Below are 19,893 nucleotides of genomic sequence, written 5' to 3'. Positions count from 1 at the left end.
CCGACATTCGCGCGAGGTTAAAGGTGTGCACTGATGCTGAGAGAGATGAACCGCCCCAGTGGGGAGGCGTTGGACGAATCATATCCAATCCCGTTGAATTCCCCGTTTGTCGAGGTTGCCGAGACAAAGGGCGGATCGGCGTCAAACAGGTTCTGGACCGAGAGAGCTGCCTTGAAATCGCTCAACGGACCCAGGGCTGCGAAATCGTATGAAATCTGGGCGTCGAATGTGGTCCACGAACTGATATGGCCATTCACCGTGGTCGATCCGTGGATATAATTGCCCGTGTTGTCGATCTCGGCACTTGTGTAATTTAGAAATGTGGCAATGCCCAACCTACCCTGCGTCAGGGCAAGGCCCGCACGAGCGCGGTAAGACGGAACGTTATATATCGTTCCGGAAAGTTCATTCGCCGGAGATGTCGCGGTCGCATATTGGTCCAAATTCATATGTGTCAGGTTCACACTGGGCGTCACCAACCAGCCGGCCATTGGAATCACATCCGAAATTGTGACGTCAAAGCCGGCCGCGTTTTGCCGCGCCGCATTTTGGTAATATGACTTGTAGTAGGCGTAGACCGTGCTCGCTGAAACCGGGAGGCCTGAAATGTTGTAGTAGACGTAAGGCGGGCTTGTCAGGGTCGCTATCGTCGACGCATCCGGATTTTTAGCAATGAATGGCGCATAAATCGGGTTATCGAACGTTCCGAAAGTTGTGTTGAACGGGACCGTGATACGGTTCTTAAAATGCACCGACCATTCGGTGATGGTTGCCTTTAAGCCGGAGGCCCATTCCGGAGTGTATTCTTGCGACAGAGTCCATCCAATAGAGGTCTCCGGCTTGAGCGTCGGATTGGCTCCAATCCCATACAGACATACTTTGCCGGGAAAGTTGTCGCCGCAGCCCGACGCGGACTCAGCGTAGGTATATTGTATCGAGTCTTCCTGATAAAGGCTCGGAGCGTGGAACGAAGTTCCCCAGGTGCCTTTTAGCGCGAGGTCGTCGACCGGATTGTAGATGACCCCAAATTTCGGATTGGTGGTGCTCCCGAAGTCGCTATAGTCTTCGTATCGAACCGATCCGCTGAACTCCAGCCGCCTCAGGCCTTCCCAACCATGTCCGGGAGAAACGAGCGGAATATTGAGCTCAATTGCGCCATATGTGATCGCCCGCCCGGCGCTCGTTGGACCAAAATTATCGAGTTCTCCTTCGTGACGATATCCGGCTTCCAGCGCAACGCCGATCGGACTGGCGAACGGAGACGGAATCGTGCCGCTGGCGCTTCCTTCGAAGTAGTAGGTCTCGTCGGCAAAGTCGGATTCTGATGGGAGCGAAAAGTTCGTTGTCCCGGCATAAAAGGGCGACGTCAGCAGACTGTAGGACTTCTCGGCGTCCCGGGTGATCCCGGCCGTGAGCGAGCTCGTCCAATCGAAGGGGAGCTGGGCTTTGACGCCGCCATCGAGGCTGTATTGATCGCCCGTGCCTCTGTCGTCGTAGTAGAGAATGCTCGAATCGTAGAGCTGCGTTTCAAAGTCGACATTGCTATGGTGGGAATAAAGCGCATCTGCAAAAACAGAGAACACAGGCGAGATATCCCAGTGACCACTGATGAGGCCGCTATCGCGCGTTGTCGCCGGGAGCAAAGTTGTATTGGCAGCAGCCTGAGAGGCGAATGATCGTTGGCCGGCCGACAGCATGAGCTGATCATTGTGCTCGTAGTCGGCGACAAATCCGCCCTCGCTCCCGGAATAGCCTACAATCTGGTTGACTTGGCGTTGACCGCCGCCGCCGTCGCTGCTTTCGCCCCAGCGGACCGTGGTTTCGGCCCCGTCATAGTCCGGCCTGAGGATAACATTGGCCACGCCGGCGATAGCGTCTGAACCGTATAACGCGGACGCGCCATCCGTTATGATTTCTACCCTGGACACTGCCGCCAAGGGGATGACGGATAAGTCGACGGCATTCTGGACGCCATTGAAGGCCAGGCGATGGCCGTTTATCAGCGTGAGGGTCGCGTCGGAGCCGAGGCCTCTCAGGTTCGCGGTCGAAATATCCCCGTAGTTGCAAGCATCGCCCACCTGACCCGTGCCATTCACGCCGGGATTTTGACCGCCGCCGAAACTTTCTGGCGTGATGCGCAGCAGTTCGCCGATCGTCGCGACACCCGACTGGTCGACGGCCTGACGATCAAGGACGATTAACGGGGACGCCGGTGTCACGCCCTTTATCAGCGTTCCGGTGACGACAACCGTTTCAACCGCCTTGTCAGAGTCGCCTTCCAAAGCCGCCCCTTCATTTGAGGCGGCTTGGGCGTTTTTTGATCGGACCATGATGGCACCATTGGGTGCCCGCTCAATGACCAGGCCGGTGCCGGCGAGAAGTTGTTTCAGCGCATCTTCGACGGAATAGCTACCGTGCAGCGCCGGCGCCGATTTTCCGGCAACCAGATCGTCGGTGAAGATGATCTGTTGTCCCGAGACCTGCGCGAACGCGCGTAAGGACGACGACAGCGGTTCCGCCGGAATGTCGAAGGTGTAGGTCTGCGGCTGCGCCATTGCGCCGCCCGCCCACAACATTACGCACAGACTACCCACCAGCGCGGAATTCCGCAGAAGAACGCGACGCACACCCATCTTCGACACACCCCCTTGGGATGGACCTCGCGCCCCTCGCAAAGCCCGTCGAAGAGGAAAGACGCTCTGCCTTGGAAAACCCTCCAACAATTCGTCATCGAAGCATTACGCCTTTGTCTTAAGCACAATGGCGCCGGAATCCTCAGTCACCGCCTCGACCGGAAGATAGCGAGTCACAATGTCGACGAAGCCCGAGACGTCGCCCGTGTTGAAAACACCGCTAATGCGCAAGGCGGCGACCTTCGGATCGGTGATCATGATTGGCGTGGCGCTGTAGCGGTTCACTCGTGCGACCACATCGGCGAGCGGTTCGTTGTCGAACATCAATTGACCACTGGTCCAAGCGGTGACGCGCTGGATATTGGCGTGCGCGATCGCGGGTGGCTTGTCGGGCGTTACGGCCAATTGCTGACCGGCGGCGAGCTCGACCGTATGATGCCGGGGTGACGGGGCCTCGGGGCCGGGCAGTTCGCGTTCTTGTGCCGATTCGTTGAGCACCACGACGTGGCCCTGGATCAGCGTGACCACGACCCTGGCACCGGTGACGTCGATGTTGAAAGCGGTGCCGGTGGCAATGACCTTCTGCCCGTCCGCGAGCACGGAGAACGGCCGCTCGACATCATGAGCGACGTCGAACCGGGCCTGGCCGCGCAGCAATGCGAGTTCGCGGGCATTGCGGCTATAGCGTACCGTCACTTCGCTGTCGGAATCGAGGGATATGCGTGAACCGTCTGCGAGCGTGATTACCCGGCGTTCGCCAAAGGCCGTGGTGTAGTCCGCGGGTCTCTGCCACCAGTAGGCGCCGCCCACGGCAAGGATGGCGATCACCAACATCGCGGCACAGGCACGAGCGATCCTGCGCCAGTCGCGCGGGATGCGGCTCAACTCGCCTGCGCGCTGCGCATCGCCCAAGGCTGCCTTGCGTGCCACGACGAGTTCCGGCGCATTGGCATGCTCGCTAAGATAATTCCAGGGCCCTGTGACCCGCGCCCAGGCGCGGTCGCTTCCCGGCTCCTCGAGCCAGGTCTCGAACTCGGGCGTCGACTCGGCCTCGATCTCGGTCAGACGGACACGCCAAGCCGCGGCTTCGGCCAGACGGCGATCTTCGCCTGCAATGTCACCCAGATCGCTCATGGCCGTTTGGGTCCAAAGCGTTTTGCCAAGTGCAGGGTCGCCAGCATGACATGCTTCTCTACCGTGGAGACACCCATGCCATAGAGCGCGGCGATGTCCTTTTGTTTCATGCCTTCGAGGCGAAAGAGAACGAAGATCGACTTGGTGCGTTCGCCCAACTCGCCCAGCGACCGCAGCACCTCCGCCAGATCCTCCCTGCCTATCAAGACGCGCTCGGGACCGCGATCCTCCACGATTTCCTGGGAAAGCTCATCAATCAGCAGCGGATCGAGTGGCGAGACCGGGTATTTCCTCCAGCGCGCCGCCGCCCGGGCCCGGTCACGCAGCAGGTTGCTGGCGGTTCGGAAGACGTAGGCATCGGCCTGTTCGACATGCTCAAGCGATTGGGCGCCAATCAAGCGGATGAAGGTCTCCTGGGTCAGATCTTCGGCTTCGCTGCGGTTGCCTACCCTCCGCAGGAAATAGGCCATCAAAGGTCCGCGAAACCGCACATCGAGCGCGGCAATCAACGTCGCCGTGTCCTTTGGTTTGCCGCCCGCCGACATCGTTCCAACCTTGAAAGCACGGCATTTTAGCACGCTGTCCCAGCCCGGGCGCGGCAGGAAATTTTTGTTTGGAATTGGAGGGGTTTCACGGCTCAAGCGTCTTATGGTGCCAGGCACTGCAAGCGGAGGATCAAAGCGACCATCGCGGTTAAGTTGGATAGCGCGGGCCGCTGGTGTCTAGCCAAAGCATCGCCCGAGGGATGGCTGATGCCCTTTGAGCCTCTTCCTAGCAAACGGCCAGTTTGGAGCCAGCCGGATTGTCCGAAGCCCCGCCGGAGCGCACAAGGCGGACGGTCAAGGCTGGGCGTTAGGCGACCGCGAAGCAGCCGCCTCGACAAGCCGCGCCGTGCCGCGCGCGTATTCGGGCGCCGACGCAGGCCATCAGCACACGACGCAATTCGACGTCGACACGCGGCGGAAGTGAACGTGTCGGGCTGAACGGTGGTGTCGACAGGCCCGAGATGTGTCACGCGCTCGGGTGCGAATCCCATCAGTTCCATTGCCGACTAGCAACCCAGCTAGAAGACCAAACAACGTCAGGGCGGCGAGGACGACTGACATATGCCACAGTGAAAGCAAGGCGCCTTTTCCACTCATCACTGCCGCGATAAGCCGATCCCAGTCGGTCGGGGCCAGGGTTGGCTGATCGACTTGCTGTGCCGCGGCCTTCAAGCGCGAAGAATCGTGCGGAAGCCGGAGTTGCGGATCTGATTGAACCTCTCGCGTTCATCATGGCGGCCTGACGACGAGAAGATTTAGGGTATCCCGATAAAAAAGCGGACCGGATGGCCGGGCCGCCAACTTCAGGGGGGAACCGCCGCCTGAAAGGCAGCACCCGATCGAATAATGTACTTGCGAATGAAAATCAATCGCAATTATACTGTCGGGGAGACATTCGCTGACGGGTAATTAGAATGGGATATGCGGCACCGCTTGTGACCGGGGACGTGCGCGGCTTCGGCTATGCTGAACATTTGCTCGTCTGGTCCTGGCGTCGGATTGCGGCCGGCCAAGCCTGCTGTCCGTTGATGATGGACGAGTTTGCAAGCGCCTGCGGCGAGGACGGACCGGAGGTGATTGCCACCTACTGCACCTTCCTCAAAGCGCTCGCGATGGCCGGCCGCCGGCGTTTCGCGATCGGCGCGCCGGGCTGTCTCGCCGTCACGGCGGACGAGCGCCAGGTCCTGATCCTTGTTGCAGCGGCCCAGGCCGATACACCGGCGCTGCTCGAAGCGCATCTGCGATGGATCGCAGTCCCCGAGAAGCGGCATCTCCTTGAGATTGCGACCGGCGCATTGGCACGCGCGCTCTCGACCAACGATCTGCACATCGCGCTGCCCGCACAGGAAATGCCCAGCGTCTGCGAACGCAAGCTCGCCGTCGCATGAGGCACGCGGGAGCATGAGGCAGCCTCTCACGGGAGGCCTCGAATGCCGGTGCGCGACGGCAACGCGCGGAACTCAAACGCTTGAGACGAATGTCGGAGGACCGATGGCGAACGACGACCGCAAGGAATGCGCGCTGGCGCGATTGAAACTGCCGAAACGGGCGCTCAATGCGCTGCGGCGCGGCGGAATCCTCACGCTGGAGGACGCCGCCGAATGGTCGGATCGCGACCTTCTCTCGCTGCCGCATATCGGGCCGGTATCGGTGGCCTCGCTGCGCGCTCTCATCGGCCGCGCGGCAAAGGCCAACGACCGGATTCGCTTGACGTCTCAGCCGGCGATCCGCGGTCCGCACGAACACGCTGGGCCGCCATGACAAGTCCGCGCCCCTATCGCCTGTTCAACGTGACGTTCCGGCGAAGGACGCTGCTGTCTCCGTCGCTGTGCCGGTTCACCTTCGGCGGCGCCGAAGTCGCCGGCATGCGGACCTGCGCGCCCGACCAGCGCATCAAGTTGTTCTTTCCCGATGCCGCCGGCCATCCACCGGCGCTCTCGCGCGACACCTGGCTCACGGACTATCAGGCAATGAGTCCGGCGGATCGTTTGCCACGCCGCACCTACACCATCCGTGCCCTGCGCACCGAAGCGGGCGAGGTCGACATCGACTTTGTCCTACATGGGAGCACCGGGCCGGCGTCGCGCTGGGCGCTGGGCGCGGCACCGGGCGACAGACTTCAGATCGTTGCGCCCGACAAGTCGTTCGACAGCGATCCCGGCGGTTATGAGTGGCGGCCGCCGCCTGCGATGGATCGCCTGCTGCTGCTGGTGGACGAGACGGCGCTTCCTGCCGTCGCGGGCATTCTGGAAGAATTGGCCGCCACGGCCACGCCAACTGTCACACAGCTCTATCTGGAGGTGCCGACGACCAGGGATCGTCTGGCAGTCCCGGCATTGCCGTCGCTGCGATTGTGCTGGTCGGTGCGGGAGGTCACGGGCCGTGCCCCGGGCAGCTTCCTGGTCGATGCCGCGCGCAACGCGGATGTGCCTCATACCGCGCTATCTCCAGCCGGGGCCTTGGAGTTGTCGGAGGTCGACGTCGATCGAAGCATCCTTTGGGAGACTCAGACGCCGCCGAAGGACGATCACTTTTACGCTTGGGTTGCGGGCGAAGCCGGCGCGGTCAAAGCCATACGCCAAATCCTGATCAAGGAGCGCGCCATGTCACGCACGGCCACGAACCTGATGGGCTATTGGCGGCTTGGACGGGTGCTCGAATGAGAAAGCCCATTCAAAGCGGAAGCATGATGGCCGGCGTGCGCTTCGGAATCCATCGGTCTCCTCGACGGTCGCCGGCTGAGAGGTTTCGATGAACAGATCCGTAATTGATAGCATAGAAGCCCTCGAAGGCGTGGTGGGCAAGACACCGGGCGCCATGCATCTCAAGGTCATCGATCATCTCGATGCCGGCGCCCTCCGATGGATCGGACTGGCGCCCCTGATGTTTGCAGCCTTTCAGGACGCGGCGGGCATCGCAGTCACCTTGGGAGGCGGCAAGATGGGCTTCGCGTCCGGCAATATGCGCGAGCTGCGCCTCCCGGTCGCCGCGCTTGATGATCCCGCTCTGGCAAAACCGGGCAAGGCGTTCGGTTCACTCTTCCTGATTCCGGGCATTGGCGAGACACTGCGAATCAACGGCAAGGTCGTCGCGATAGATGCGAACGACGTCCGCATCACCGTCGAAGAATGCTATGGCCACTGCGCCAAGGCGCTGATCCGTTCCGACCTTTGGGCAGCACAACCGACGACACAGGTGTCCGATGATCCGGCCGCCTTTGTTTCGGCAAGCCGGTTCATGGCGCTGGCGACGCTCGGCACGCAGAGCCGAGCAGATCTCAGTCCCAAGGGGGATCCATCGGGCTCCCTGGCACATCTCCACGGCGCCGTTCTGTCCTTTGCGGACCGGCCGGGAAACCGGCGTGTGGACAGCTTTCGCAACATCCTCGCCCAGCCCGATGTCGCGCTCGCGCTGCTGGTGCCGGGATCGACCATTGTCGCCGTGATACGCGGCGAAGCCACACTCACGGCCGACGAAACCCTGCGCGGCAAATTTGCGGTGCAGAGCAAGATCCCCCTGCTCGCAGTCCAGGTCGAAACGCGTGCCATTACGCTCCGTGACAGCGCCGCTCTCCATCGGGCCAATCTCTGGCCGGTCGGAACGCCGCCGCCGATCGAGCCCGCGAAGCTCTTCGTCGAGCATATCAAGCTCAATCGCGACGAGGGGCTGGGAGCAAGTCTCGCCAAAGCGGCGTTATCGATTCCAGGTGTGCAAGGGCTTCTGAAGAAGGGCTTGGACAAAGACTATAAGGACAATCTCTATTGAGACGCAGGCGAGTGCCGCCCCGTGAAAGAGCGGCCGAGGTCTCGCTTACGCACACGCAAACAATGCCATGAACCCATAGTCCATGTGCTGCTGCATGTGACAGTGGAAGAGGCTGAGCCCCGGCTGGTCGGCGACGAAGTCGACCGTCATCTCCTGGAATCCGCCGATCATGACGACGTCCTTCATGACGCCCGCCGTGGGAAAGCCGGCGATGCTGGTCAGCTCGAAAGCATGGCGATGCAGATGCAAAGGATGGATGTCGTCGGTGGCGTTGCGCAGGCGCAGGCGGTAGTGCCGGCCGCGCGCGATGTGGAACAGCGGCTCCATCCGTTCCATCGAGAACGGCACGCCGTTGACGGTGAATTCGTCGAAGCCGTCGCGCGCGCCCGGGCGCGCCGCGAAGGTCATGGTGATGGTCTCGTCCGGCGGCGGCGAGGCGCCGGCCGCCCTGCCGAAGCGCCGATAGTCCCAGCGGAGCGGCGCCGGCTTCTGCCAAGCCGGCCCGCCTTTCTGGCCGGCATATTCGACGACGATCCCCATGCCGTGCGCCCTTGCGTCGTCGTCGAGCTCACCGAGCGTCCACACGCCCGGCTGCTTCATCTCGACGATCGCCGAGATGCGCTCGGCCGGGCCGAGCCACAGCACCGGCACCGCCGCCGGACGCGGCACGGGATAGCCGTCCAGCGCGAGCACGGTGAAGACATGCCCCGGCAAGGCCAGGCTGCGGATCTCGCTGGCGCTGGCGTTGAGGATGTGGAACAGGACGCGCTCGCCGGCGCGAACGCGGATCGGCGCGCCCTGCCCGAGCATGCGGCCGTTGATCGTCAGGAAGTCGTAGCCAAGCTCAAAGGCTTGCGGCAGGCCGCGCTTGGTCGAGGCGTCGAGCGCCTTCAGCGCAGCGGCGCGGAGTTCCGGAACGATGTTGGTCGGCGACAGGAAATCCAGCGCCATTTCCATGCGGTTGAAATAGGGCGCGAACTCCTTGAGCGTGAGGAAGACCTCGCGGTCATAGGCGCCGGGGTTCTGCCGCGGCTCGACGTAAACCAGGCCGGCCTGTCCGCTGTACAGACCGGCCGAGAGATCGGTCTTGGCTGCAAGGTGGGAGTGATAGAAGCGAAGGCCCGCCGGCTTGGGCGTGAACGCGACGCGCCGCATGCCATGCGGCGGAATGAACGGCGTGCCCTCCTCGGCGGCGCCGTCGACATCGGCCGGCAGGAACTGGCCGTGCCAGTGAAGCTGCTCCGGCGTATCGGTGTCGTTGTGGATATCGACGACGACGCGCTTGCCCTCGGTCAGGCGCAGCAGCGGGCCGGGAAACTGGCCGTTATAGAGCTTGGTCGAGACCGCCGCGTCCGGTCCCAATTCCACCAGGCCGGTCGCGATGCGGATCGTGTGGTCGGCCGCGGCCTGGCCATGCGGCAAAGACCGCGGAGCAGGACTTGGGTGAGCGGCGCCCGCACGTGTGACGCCCGAGAGCGCCGCGGCGGCGCCAAGCTGGAGGAGATGGCGTCGATCAAGCGTCATGATGGATTCTCCGGGTGGCCGCCAGAACGACAGATCGCGCGGTCAGACATCGCAGTGGACGGACATCTCCAGGCCGCCCGCAAAGGGAAGCGTCATAGTGCGAAACCCGTTCGCCGGATCGTTGATGTATGAAAAATAGTCCGCATATTCGACCCGGTACTGTTCGGTGTTGTCGCAGATCACAATGGCGCCGGGTTTCAGATGCGGCGCCACCAGTTCCAGCGCCGGCCGCGCCATTGGAATCCAGATGTCCACCAGCATGAAATCCACCGGGCTATCGAAAGACGCGAGGGTCTCGCGCAGATCGCCTTCGCGAAGTTCGATGTGGCGGGCCAGGCCCGCTTCTTCAAAATGCCCGCGCGCGACACGCGCTTTTTCCCGCTCGTATTCCGTGGCAGTCACGAGCCCTTTACCGCCGGTGCTTCCCAGATTGTCGCGGATAGCTGCCGCGAGATAGAGTGTGGAAACGCCGTGGGACGTTCCGATTTCGACGACCCGCCGCGCATTTTTGGCGCGGCATAATTGGTAGCAGAACTCGGCCTTGTCGCGATCCAGCGCCACCATCTTGTCCGCAAGGTAATGTTTTCGTTCGTCGGCATCGATCGGACGCTGATCCTTCTGGCGCTCGGCGAAGTCGATCCGCATTTTCGCGGCCTGTGCGTCGCTCTCATCATGCAGGCGGGCGAGCAATGCTTCCAGCCTCGAATCATGAAGAACGGTCATGCACATGCTCCAGGATGGAATTGGCGCGGTGGAGAACGTCGCGCTTTGAGCTTTGTCGGCCTAATAGTATTGCAATGCATTTGCAAGCAGCGGCTCTTTCTGCCGATCCGTGTTGGCGGAGACACATTCGACGGCTCATGCGTCTGCAAAGCGCGGAGGCATCTCGTGGCCAAAACGGTCGATCGACGAGAATATATCGCGCCGTTCGCCGATCGCTTCCATGAACAGCGGCGCGAGCGTCGCGGCTGTGCCGACCGGATTCGCTACGTGTTGCCCAGCAGACGGGCAGTGTCCCCCGCGTTGAGAAACAGTCCAAAGCTGGCGGGCGCCGTCAGCATTTCCCCTGGGCCTCGGACCACCATGCAAGTTCTGTATCGGAGAGCGAACAGGGATCAATCCGAAGGCCAGCGTCGCAGGTGAGGCGTGCGAGAGCGCGCAAGCTTTGCAGTGCCGCAGTTTGCCGGCCGGGCCGCACCAGCCAACGCAGATGCGCGGCGACACGTTCGTCATCCCCGCTCTGCGCGGCGGCGATAAGCGTCAGCATCCCCTGTTCGTCGCCGGTGCGGTGATGACATGCCGGAAGGGCCGACCGACAGTCGCCGCCGATTGCCGTTTCCCAGGGTCATCAGAAAGACGCTGAGCACCGACAAGAGGCCCATCGCGTGATCCCCTACCTCTGCCGCGAGCTGTTCATGCAGCATCGGGCAACGCGCCCGCCCGGCAACCAGCATGCGCCACGCGAGGACCAGCAGATGTTCGGCGCGGTCACCATCCGATTCCGCCGGCGCTGATGGCAGCATGACGAACCTCATTCGACCGTTTGGTTGGAATGGCTATGCGGCTTTCGGATCAAACCTGCCCCGCGAAACCGGCGCAGCGACAGGTAGACCGTGCCGCGCGAAATCGCCGGCTCGACGCCGCGTATGCGCGCCCATACGGAGTCGAAGTCGAATAGGCCTTCGATGCCGGCGAGAGCTTTTGCAATAGCGCGCCGCTTGCTCCCCATGCGGATGCCGGCAGCTTTGCACTCATCGATGAAGGCCTGCGGCGATCGTCGTTCTGTCAACTCAAAACGCGCCTTTGCGGGACCGCTCATGCGCTCACCGTGCCTGTCTCGTCGGCCAAACGATCTGCAACTTCCGGGAAGCCAGCCCCATTGACGGCCCCAAACGATGTGTCAAATGGCAAGAAACACGCGTTGCTGGCCCTTCAAAGCGACCTCCAGCTACGAATAACTCGCAAAAGGAATTTCAAGGCATCACATCTGATATTGAGTGTCAATCGCAATATACGCCATTACGCGGACGGCGAGCGCGGCTTTTGTCTGACATTTGCGACTAAAACGCACTTGCAGCATATTAGGTAGCATGCTTTGTAGCAGCGTAAAGCGAGGGGGAGCGGCAGAGCCGTGCCGGGCAATTTCAGGGACGCAAGGAAGTCGCCCAGTTCGAAGGCTCCTGTCACGCCCGGCCGCCCGGTCCCGCGGATCAGCGTCAATGATCTTCTGGCCGGAGGGCGCGAAGCAGTCTTGGTCCATGACGGGGCCGAGTACCGACTTCGCCTCACAAGCAACCGCAAGCTGATCCTGACCAAGTAGCGGGATCGCCTTGCTTCTCCACATGCCAAGCCAGCCCCTTATCCGCGCTCAGCGGTCGGAAGCCAGCCAGGTCCAATCAAACGCTGAACTTCGAGGGGATATTCCATGTTCGACACTTCCGCCGCCAAGCTGCGCACAGGCGCTTCGCTGGGTGTGATTGCGCTCATGCTTTCCACGCCTGCCCTGGCGCAGAGCGATACGGGTCCGGTGACGTTGGGGCCGGTCACGGTCAAAGACGACGCGGACCACAACGCGCAGAACCATACGCCACCAATTTCCACCATGCCCACGACCAGCATCCAGGACACGCCCCAGGCGGTGTCGGTGGTGACCGGCGAGGTCATGCGGCAGCAGGCGACCACCACGCTGGGCGATGCTCTCAAGAACGTGCCGGGCATCACCATCGCGATCGGCGAGGGTGGTACGCTGGCGGGCGACCAATTCAAGATCAACGGCTTTGACGCCAAGGACGACGTCTATCTCGATGGGCTGCGCGACTTCGCTGCCTACACGCGCGACAGCTTCGACTATGAAGAAGTGCAGGTGCTGAAGGGCCCGTCCGGTCTGATGTTCGGCCGTGGCACCACCGGCGGCGCGATCAACACCATCACCAAGACGCCGCATCTGGGCGACAGCTATCTCGTCAACGGCGAGATCGGCAATGGCGATCATTACCGTGGGACCGCCGACATCAATTACCAGTTCAGCGACACCGGTGCCTTCCGCCTCAACATAATGGAGACGGATACCGGCGTGGTAGACCGCGACCTCACCCATTCCACCCGCTTCGGCATCGCGCCCTCGGTCGCGTTGGGCTTGGGCACCGACACGGTGTTCACTCTAAACTGGCTGCACCAACAGACTGCGGCGCGCCAGGACTACGGCGTGGTGGTCGCCTCGCCGCCCAACTCGATCTATGCCAAGCCGGCAACCGAATTCGGCGTACCGCGCAGCACCTACATGGGCTTCAAGGTGGACCATGACAAGAATACCGCCGACCTCGTCACCGCCAAGCTCAGCCACACCGCGAGCGACTGGCTGACATTGGAGAACGACACCCGCGTGGCCGTCTATTCCCGCGATTTCCGCTACACCCCAACCGACTCCTGCGATAATACGATCACGACGCACTACTGCAACCTGCACCTGTTCGGCATCGCTAGCCCCGGCGCCGCACCGGGTTCGTTCGATCCCACCCAGACGCTGGTACGCACCGGCGGCAGCGGCCCCTATCACCAGGCGAGTTGGGGCGTGCAGGATATTGCGAGCGCCAATGCCGAATTCCATATCGGCCGGTTCCACAACGTGCTGATCGTCGGCATCGACGCCTCTTATCAGAGTTCGGACCGCACGGTTTACGCCTATTCGCTGCCCAATCCGGCGACCTATGTTTACCAACTGAGTCCGCCCGGCACCAACGTCGCGTCGCGCGGGAATATCGGCTTCCCGCTGTTCGGTTTCAATCATCAGACGCCGCCGGGCTATGCGCCGATCCTGCCAACGCCCACCAACCTGGGCAGCGACACGGCCACGAGCGTGCTCTATTCCAGCGCCGCGGCGACCGACTTGGCGGCGTTCGCCACCGATCGCTTCTGGATCCTCGATACGCTCTCCGTGATCGCGGGCCTGCGCGTTGATGAATATCGCGCCAACTGGAAGACGGTGACCGTGGGGACGCCGGCCGCGCCCTATCCCTACACCAACCTCAAGATGCCGTCCTTCCTGTTCGATCCGCGCGCCAGCCTGGTCTTCGAGCCGGACGAGACGCAGACCTATTATTTCTCCTGGGGCAAGGCGGTGACGCCGGAAGGCACCTCGGTGGTCGGCGCGCCCAACCCGCCATCCGCCGCCCTAGCGGCGCTCGCGCCCGACAAGAGCGAGAATATCGAAGTGGGCGCCAAGTTCGCCCTGTTCGACGGCGTGCTCGGGCTTTCGGGTTCGATCTTCCAGGAAACCAAGTCGAACGCGCTGCAGACCGATCCCAACACCGGCGACATCCTGCTGGAATCCAGCCAGAAGCAGCGGGTGCAGGGCTTCGAGGGCTCGGCGACCGGCGAGGTGCTGGAACACCTCAACCTGACCGCCTCCTATACCTATCTCAGCCCCGTCGTGACGTTCGACACCACTGCCTACAATATCGGCAAGCAGATCACCTTCGTGCCGAAGAACGCCGCCTCGGTATGGGCCGACTACAATGCCGTCGATCTGCTGCCGGGCCTGTCCTTCGGCGGCGGCCTATTCTATCAGAGCCATCTGTTCAATGCCTATACCGCGCCGAGCGCAGCAGGCTATCCGCTCGGCCGCGTCGTCGAAATTCCGGAGACTGTGGAGCTCGATGCGGTGATCGCCTACAAGATCGACAAGCTGCACTTCCAGCTCAACGTCAACAACCTGGCCGACCGGCTCTATTATTCCCAGTCCTTCGGCAACCGCGCCACGCCGGCGGCCGGGCGTACCTTCATCTTCTCGGTGGGAGCTGCGCTCTAGCCATGATGGTGCACGTTCCCCAGCTCCTTTCCGCCGACCAGGTCGCGGACATGCGCGGCCAGTTGGCCGGAACGGATTGGGTGGACGGCAAGGTGACGGCAGGCACGCAATCGGCGGGCGCGAAATACAATCTCCAGGTTCCGGAGAACGCGCCCGCCGCACGCGCCCTCGGCGAGGTTATCCTGCGCGCCCTTGGCCGAAACGAATTGTTCACCTCGGCGGCGCTGCCGCTTCGCGTTTTTCCGCCCCTGTTCAACCGCTATGACGGCGGGATGAATTTCGGCAATCACATCGACAATGCGATCCGCTTTGTGAAACCCTCGCTGGGCAGCGCCGCGCCTATCCGCGTGCGCACCGACCTGTCGGCGACGCTGTTCCTCACCAACCCTGAGGATTACGACGGCGGCGATCTCGTCATCGAGGACACCTATGGCACGCACAGCGTCAAGCTGCCCGCGGGCGACATGGTACTCTATTCGGCGACCAGCCGGCACCGCGTCACGCCGGTGACGCGCGGCAGCCGCTGGGCAAGCTTCTTCTGGATCCAGAGCATGGTGCGCGACGAAAGCGCCCGCACCCTGCTGTTCGATCTCGACACCGCCATCCAGGGCCTGCGCAAGGCGCTGGGCGACAACGACGAGGTGGTGCGGCTCACCGGCCTCTATCACAACCTCATCCGCCGCTGGGCGGATGCGTGAGGATGCCATGAGCTTCATAAGAATTCGCCAGCTGCTGTTCCTGGTTCATATGTGGATCGGCCTGGTGCTCGGCATCTTGGCGGCGCTGCTCGGCCTGTCGGGCAGCGCGATCGTCTACGACCAGGAAATCGCCGATTTTCTCGATCCGCCACCGCATGCGGTGGCAACGGGTCCGGTGTTGTCGCTCGACGCGATCGTCGATGTGGCACGGGCCATCGCCAAGCACGACCAGCTGCAGATCGCTCTGCCCGTGATAGCGGGTCAGCCCGTGTTGATGCGCGTCGGTCAAATCTCCCGCATGGGGCCAATGTCAGAAACGGGCGGTCGCGAAGGAAGGCGGCATCGTCACGCCGCAAGGAGCGAGGGCGGCGCGGCTCCCGAGGGTGGTCCAGGCAGAAGCAAGCTGTTGTTCCTCGATCCGGTCAGCGGCAGCGTGCTCGGAACTCGCGCGGCAGCGATGCCGCCCTTTCTGGTCTTTGCGCATCAACTGCACGGCAATTTCCTGATGGGCCGCGACGGCCGCAGCCTCGTCGTCGGCTGGCTGGGCGTTGCGATGCTCATCCTCGGCGCGACCGGCCTGGTTCTGTGGTGGCCGCGCGGGGGCCAGTGGAAATACGCTTTCCTCGTGCGGCGCACCGCCAAAGGTCTGCGCTTTCATCGCGAGCTGCACGCGGCGGCGGGCATTTGGATATTCGCGGTATTCATGGCGGTGAGCTTTTCAGGCGTTGTTCTCGCATGGCCGCAAGCGATGGGCATGAGTCCGGCGGGGCCTTCCTCCCCACCCCACGTCGAACCGATAGAAGGCGTTGACGCCATCGGGGCCGACGGTGCCCTCAAGCTCGCCGAAGCGGCGCTCCCGGACGCCACGCCGCGCAGCATCACGCTGCCGGCGCATCCCGATCAGCCGATCAGCGTCGCCTTCCTCAGCCACGGGTCGGTTCCGGCGACCGTGCTCGTCGATCCTTATCGCGCGACGGTGATCGCGCGGCGCGATCCTTCCGGCAGCTTCCTCGGCTGGCAACGCCCGATTCATCAGGGGACGCTCCATCCGATCTGGCGCTTTCTGGTCTTCCTGACCGGCTTTGCCCCGGCCTTGTTCGTCGTCACCGGCATCACGATGTGGGTCAAAAAGCGTCGGCGGCATGTCACCATGAATGAGCCCCTGGCCCCACAATGGGTCGAAGGGGGAGCGGCGAAATGAATATGCAAGTGTCCGGCGAGGCCTTCGACATGGATACGGGCCATCCGCTGGCGCGGTTCCAGCAGTCCCAGGCGCCCGCCAGCAACCGCATCGGCGCCATCTTGATTACGGTCATCGCTCATATTGTCGTACTGGCCGGCCTGGTCTTCGGCGTGCACACAGCGCGTATCGTGCAACCGCAGGCGATCACCGTGCATCTCGATCCGGTCAAGAAGAAGCTCGATGACTTGGCGCCTCCCCCGCCGGCGCTGACCAAGCCGGCCGTGGTCACAATGCCGCCGCCGGAGGTGATGATTGAGACGACGCCCAGCCCCTTCGTCGCGGCACCAGCCCCGCCTGCGCCATCCCCCCCTACCGTGCCGACGCCCGCGCACGCAACGGGCGAAGGGCGCAATGCTTTCATCGCCCGACTGCTCGACCAGCTCAACCGCTTCAAGCGCTACCCTCCGGAAGCGCGCAAGGCGCACATCGAAGGCACGGTGATGCTCCATTTTGTGATGGACCCCGACGGCAGGGTTTTGTCCTTCGAGATCGCCAAGAGCAGCGGCCGGCCCGTCCTCGACAACGAAGCGCTGGCGCTGATTCAGCGCGCCCAACCGCTGCCGCCGCTGCCCGCCGGAATGAACAAGCTGGACGCCATCGTTCCGATCGAGTTTTCGCTGAACGACTGAGTCCGGCGGTGCCGTTTCTCCGACCGCCAGCGACGCATCTCCAGCTATCCCTTCGGGGACACCAGGAACGACCCGCGTTCTGGCTCGTCCGCACGATGGTCCGTCGGACGACGAAAGCTGCTGCCATACGCTGTCCCACGAACCAATTACCCTTTCAATGGGCGGCACCTATGCCGGTTCTTAGGGGGCGACGGTGCCAAGGCGTTGGAAGACGCGCTACCGGCATTGGGCGTCGCCTGGACCGCGACTGATTGTAGAAGACACAGGACGGCACAATTTTCACGGCGTGGTCGTGACACTCGCGGATGCGTGCGAAGCCGACTATCTTGTCATCGTAAGATGCGAGCGATGCGAGACGCGGCGGCAAATGCACCCGTACAGGCTCATTCAAGCGCACAAGCGGCTGACCACCGCGCTGCACAACGCGGTCCTACCGGGAATCTTCTGTAAGACGTGCCGGAGCAAGGTAAGCGTCACCATCACATGCACCCACACGCATCCGGGCGGCTGGTAGATGTGCGGCAAGTTCACGGCCATGGCGAGGTGGCGGGAGGTCGTGGACTTCTCCCAACGCGGCAGCCGGCTCCAATCGGCGCGCCACGAAGAACATTGTCCATCTAATTCAGGTTTTCCAGGAACGCATTAATCGCGTCGGCACCTTGTTTTGGCTGTTGGCACATCCACCAATGTCCCGCCCCTTTCAAGACGGCTATCTTCGCACCGGCGCGCTCGGCAGAACGGCGCGCGAGTTCCTCCCCGCCGCCGTAGGTATCTTCGGTCGCGATCAGCGCCAATCCGGGTTTGCCGTTCGCCCTTGGCAAACCGTTACCAAGATCGCGCATCACCGGCTGAGCCGCCGATCGATATAATGCGAGCATTGCTCTTCCCATGTCGCGGTTAGTACCAGCCGCCATTTTCCGAGCAATCGGCGGGGTCATACCGAAGCTTTCGTATCGTTGGGCCAGCATATCGGACGGCGCGCCCAGCATCTGCCGAACCGCTAGTTCTCCGGCCTTCGGCGTCTGCCAGATTTGCGCCTGATCGTGCCAGACATAGTCCCCGTCGAAGACACCCAGCACATCGCTCGTCCAAGACCGTATTAGATTTGGATAATCCATTGCGATGCGCATGACATGTCCACCGCCCCAGTCGTGCCCCACGAGATCTACCGGTTGCGCGAAATTCTTCAGCTCGCCTGCCAACCAGTCGCGATAGGCGTCGACTGAACAGTCAAAGCCCGGAGGAATGGGCGAGCCGTATCCGGGTGGAGACAGACGAACAATGGTATCATCGCGCAGATGCGGTAAGAGATCGTTCCAAATCGCGTCCGTTTCGGGATTTCCATGGACAAGGACAATGGTCATCCAATTTTCTCCCCTTACGCAAATTGGTCGCACAACTCTCACCCAGTCACCGGCGACAAAACAAGGTCTAGCAGGCTGTTGAAGAAGTCTTCCAGGGTTTGGCTCTGAAGTCGGCTTCGTCGCCGTTATGGAAGCAGATTTGGCCTTCGAGGGTGCCGTTGGGCTGAAGTTCAGCCCATCCTTCGCCGCAAGCCTCGTCCATCTCGTTGTTGCCGGCCCAGGAGAACTCGACGTTGTCGGTGTCGCCGGCTGCCTGGATGGCGCCGGTGACGCAACCGAAGGCAAACTCGCCGCCTCCGTTGCCGTCGAACAGGATAAAGGCATGCTCCATCATGTCCAGGAAGTCGGCCTCATAATCCGGCATCTCGGTGATGCGCCACTTGCCCTTCAGCGTCATGATTGCACCGCCAGGAGCTTGGGCAGGCGGACGAGATTGTAGGCGGACAAAGCCATGACGAAGGTGGCGTTGACGCGCGCCAGACCTCGGACCTTGACCTTGGCGAGCCCGGCCGCACCCTTGATCCAGCCGAACACCTCCTCGATGCGCTTGCGGCAGCGTTGGCTGATCGCGTAGCCCGCATGACGCAAGGTCCGCCCGTCGATGGCGGTCTTGCGCGGTTTGCCAGTCTTGCTCAGATGCCCGTCGATGGCGATGTGCGGCGTGACGGAACGGTCCTTCAGCGCCTGGACAAAGACTTCGACGTCATAGGCTTTGTCCGCGCCCAGCGTGATCCGCCGTCTTCGTCGCCCGCGACGGCGACCGACCAGCATCAGCGCCTCGTCGCGTTCGGCCGTGCCGGTGGCCTGGCTCGCCCCGCCCCCAACCGCCAGGCCATGGCGGTTCTCCATCAGCGCATGACCCATGTAGCAGAGCTTGGCCGGCTGGCCGTCGCCCTTCTTGTACAGCCGGGCATCGGGATCGGTCGTGCTTTCGTGGGTCTCGTTGGAGCGCTTCTCCTTGTGGAAGTTGCGCTCGGCATTGCGTCCGGGACCATCGCCGTCCCGGTCGCTGCCGTCCTTCCTGCGGAAGCTCTTGATCGATGCCCACGCTTCGATCAGCGTCCCGTCCACCGAGAAGTGCTCGCTCGACAACAGGCGCTTCACCGGCGGCTGGGCCAAGATCGCGTTCAGGAACTTCGCCGCGATCTTGCCCTCAAGAAGCCGGTCGCGGTTCTTCGAGACGGTCGAGTGGTCCCACACCGCATCGTCCACGCCGAGCCCCACGAACCAGCGGAACAGAAGGTCGAACTCCATCCGCTCCATCAATTGCCGCTCCGAACGCACCCCGTAGAACGCCTGCAGCAGCATCGCCCGCAACAGCTTCTCCGGCGCGATCCCGGGCCGGCCGAAGTCCGTGTAGAGCTTGGAGAACTCCTTCGACAGATCGCTCAGCGCCGCGTTCGCGAGCTCCCGGATCACCCGTAGAGGATGGTCCTTACGGACCCGTGCTTCCAAATCAACGTAGCTGAAAAGCGCCCCAGACCGTTCGTCGCTCCCTCGCATCGTCAGCCCCTCGGAAAACACCTCCAAAGGGAATCACGATCAAAGACC

At 62.5% G+C, this 19,893-nt stretch carries 18 protein-coding genes and 1 pseudogene; 9 read left to right on the top strand and 10 right to left on the bottom strand.

The window, feature by feature from the left end; genetic code table 11:
* Positions 1–17: 17 nt before the first annotated feature.
* The 3 genes from WDM86_00980 to WDM86_00970 all read right to left on the bottom strand — a co-directional run bounded on the left by WDM86_00980 (position 18) and on the right by WDM86_00970 (position 4,408).
* Positions 18–2,555, bottom strand: coding sequence for a TonB-dependent receptor (locus WDM86_00980; GenBank protein MEI9988584.1), 2,538 nt, complete (start codon positions 2,553–2,555; stop codon positions 18–20).
* A 183-nt stretch (positions 2,556–2,738) separates the two neighbouring features.
* Positions 2,739–3,767, bottom strand: a complete 1,029-nt coding sequence (locus WDM86_00975) for a FecR domain-containing protein (GenBank protein ID MEI9988583.1) — start codon at positions 3,765–3,767, stop codon at positions 2,739–2,741.
* Complete coding sequence (locus tag WDM86_00970; GenBank protein MEI9988582.1) at positions 3,764–4,408, bottom strand: sigma-70 family RNA polymerase sigma factor; 645 nt, start codon at positions 4,406–4,408, stop codon at positions 3,764–3,766. The genes WDM86_00975 and WDM86_00970 overlap by 4 nt, the downstream gene beginning before the upstream one ends.
* Positions 4,409–5,226: 818 nt before the next feature.
* Here WDM86_00970 and WDM86_00965 point away from each other — a divergent pair.
* The 4 genes from WDM86_00965 (at position 5,227) to WDM86_00950 (ending at position 8,077) form a co-directional block, all read left to right on the top strand.
* A complete protein-coding gene (locus WDM86_00965) occupies positions 5,227–5,700 on the top strand; it encodes a hypothetical protein (GenBank protein ID MEI9988581.1) in 474 nt (157 codons plus the stop codon).
* A 103-nt stretch (positions 5,701–5,803) separates the two neighbouring features.
* A complete protein-coding gene (locus tag WDM86_00960) occupies positions 5,804–6,073 on the top strand; it encodes a DNA-directed RNA polymerase subunit alpha C-terminal domain-containing protein (GenBank protein ID MEI9988580.1) in 270 nt (89 codons plus the stop codon).
* Between the two features lie 29 nt (positions 6,074–6,102).
* Positions 6,103–6,975 (top strand): siderophore-interacting protein, encoded by an 873-nt coding sequence (locus tag WDM86_00955; protein MEI9988579.1) that lies wholly within the window; start codon positions 6,103–6,105, stop codon positions 6,973–6,975.
* An 88-nt stretch (positions 6,976–7,063) separates the two neighbouring features.
* Entirely contained in the window at positions 7,064–8,077 is a 1,014-nt protein-coding gene (locus WDM86_00950; GenBank protein ID MEI9988578.1) for a pyridoxamine 5'-phosphate oxidase family protein, read from the top strand.
* Between the two features lie 45 nt (positions 8,078–8,122).
* Here the strand turns inward: WDM86_00950 and WDM86_00945 are convergent, their stop codons facing one another.
* From WDM86_00945 to WDM86_00930, 4 genes are all read right to left on the bottom strand, one after another.
* The gene (locus WDM86_00945) at positions 8,123–9,601 is read right to left on the bottom strand and encodes a multicopper oxidase domain-containing protein (GenBank protein MEI9988577.1); all 1,479 of its coding nucleotides are present in this window, start codon (positions 9,599–9,601) and stop codon (positions 8,123–8,125) included.
* Between the two features lie 42 nt (positions 9,602–9,643).
* Positions 9,644–10,324, bottom strand: coding sequence for a class I SAM-dependent methyltransferase (locus WDM86_00940; GenBank protein ID MEI9988576.1), 681 nt, complete (start codon positions 10,322–10,324; stop codon positions 9,644–9,646).
* Between the two features lie 506 nt (positions 10,325–10,830).
* The gene (locus WDM86_00935) at positions 10,831–11,124 is read right to left on the bottom strand and encodes a hypothetical protein (protein MEI9988575.1); all 294 of its coding nucleotides are present in this window, start codon (positions 11,122–11,124) and stop codon (positions 10,831–10,833) included.
* An 8-nt stretch (positions 11,125–11,132) separates the two neighbouring features.
* Entirely contained in the window at positions 11,133–11,420 is a 288-nt protein-coding gene (locus WDM86_00930; GenBank protein ID MEI9988574.1) for a transcriptional repressor, read from the bottom strand.
* Between the two features lie 381 nt (positions 11,421–11,801).
* Between WDM86_00930 and WDM86_00925 the strand changes: the two are divergent.
* From WDM86_00925 to WDM86_00905, 5 genes and pseudogenes are all read left to right on the top strand, one after another.
* Positions 11,802–11,921, top strand: a pseudogene (locus WDM86_00925) (hemin uptake protein HemP).
* Between the two features lie 105 nt (positions 11,922–12,026).
* Positions 12,027–14,408, top strand: a complete 2,382-nt coding sequence (locus WDM86_00920; GenBank protein MEI9988573.1) for a TonB-dependent receptor — start codon at positions 12,027–12,029, stop codon at positions 14,406–14,408.
* 2 nt (positions 14,409–14,410) lie between these two features.
* Positions 14,411–15,106, top strand: coding sequence for a Fe2+-dependent dioxygenase (locus WDM86_00915; protein ID MEI9988572.1), 696 nt, complete (start codon positions 14,411–14,413; stop codon positions 15,104–15,106).
* A gap of 7 nt (positions 15,107–15,113) precedes the next feature.
* Positions 15,114–16,307: a PepSY-associated TM helix domain-containing protein gene (locus WDM86_00910; GenBank protein ID MEI9988571.1), complete on the top strand. Its 1,194-nt coding sequence runs from the start codon at positions 15,114–15,116 to the stop codon at positions 16,305–16,307.
* Positions 16,304–16,978 (top strand): energy transducer TonB, encoded by a 675-nt coding sequence (locus WDM86_00905; protein MEI9988570.1) that lies wholly within the window; start codon positions 16,304–16,306, stop codon positions 16,976–16,978. Before WDM86_00910 ends, WDM86_00905 begins: the two co-directional genes overlap by 4 nt.
* Positions 16,979–17,595: 617 nt before the next feature.
* Here the strand turns inward: WDM86_00905 and WDM86_00900 are convergent.
* The 3 genes from WDM86_00900 to WDM86_00890 form a co-directional block, all read right to left on the bottom strand.
* The gene (locus WDM86_00900; GenBank protein ID MEI9988569.1) at positions 17,596–18,342 is read right to left on the bottom strand and encodes an alpha/beta hydrolase; all 747 of its coding nucleotides are present in this window, start codon (positions 18,340–18,342) and stop codon (positions 17,596–17,598) included.
* A 67-nt stretch (positions 18,343–18,409) separates the two neighbouring features.
* Positions 18,410–18,739 carry a hypothetical protein gene (locus WDM86_00895; protein MEI9988568.1) on the bottom strand — a complete coding sequence of 110 codons (330 nt, stop codon included), beginning with the start codon at positions 18,737–18,739 and terminating at the stop codon, positions 18,410–18,412.
* Complete coding sequence (locus WDM86_00890; GenBank protein ID MEI9988567.1) at positions 18,736–19,845, bottom strand: IS5 family transposase; 1,110 nt, start codon at positions 19,843–19,845, stop codon at positions 18,736–18,738. The genes WDM86_00895 and WDM86_00890 overlap by 4 nt, the downstream gene beginning before the upstream one ends.
* Positions 19,846–19,893: the final 48 nt, after the last annotated feature.

This window comes from Rhizomicrobium sp. (genome assembly GCA_037200045.1).
Lineage (GTDB): Bacteria > Pseudomonadota > Alphaproteobacteria > Micropepsales > Micropepsaceae > Rhizomicrobium.
This window is presented reverse-complemented; position numbering and strand designations above follow the sequence as displayed.